The sequence below is a fragment of the Streptomyces sp. E2N166 genome, from assembly GCF_003671715.1.
Taxonomy (GTDB): Bacteria; Actinomycetota; Actinomycetes; order Streptomycetales; family Streptomycetaceae; genus Streptomyces; species Streptomyces thinghirensis.
Genome location: NZ_RAIF01000006.1, coordinates 196995 through 197237 on the forward strand (window position 1 = coordinate 196995; position 243 = coordinate 197237).

The following is a 243-nucleotide window of genomic DNA, read 5'->3' on the forward strand; positions in this document are numbered from 1 at the left end:
GGCCAGGGCGTGGTGGTCGATGACGGCGCCCTTGGGGCGGCCGGTGGAGCCGGAGGTGTAGAGCAGGTAGGCCGCGTTGCGCCCGCAGGCGGCCCGCGGCGGATCCTGGTCGCTGTAACCGTCCAGGCCGAGGCCGTCCAGAGCGGTCAGGTACAGTGCCGGAGCGGCATCCTGGAGGATGCGGGCGGTGCGCTCGGCCGGATAGTCCGGGTCCAGCGGAACGTAGGCCGCACCGCTCTTCAA

Annotated in this window: 1 protein-coding gene; it reads right to left on the reverse strand. The window is 72.4% G+C overall.

The window, feature by feature from the left end:
- Window positions 1–243: AMP-binding protein (locus EBH09_RS37440; protein WP_153182588.1), on the reverse strand; the 243-nt coding region annotated here is incomplete at both ends.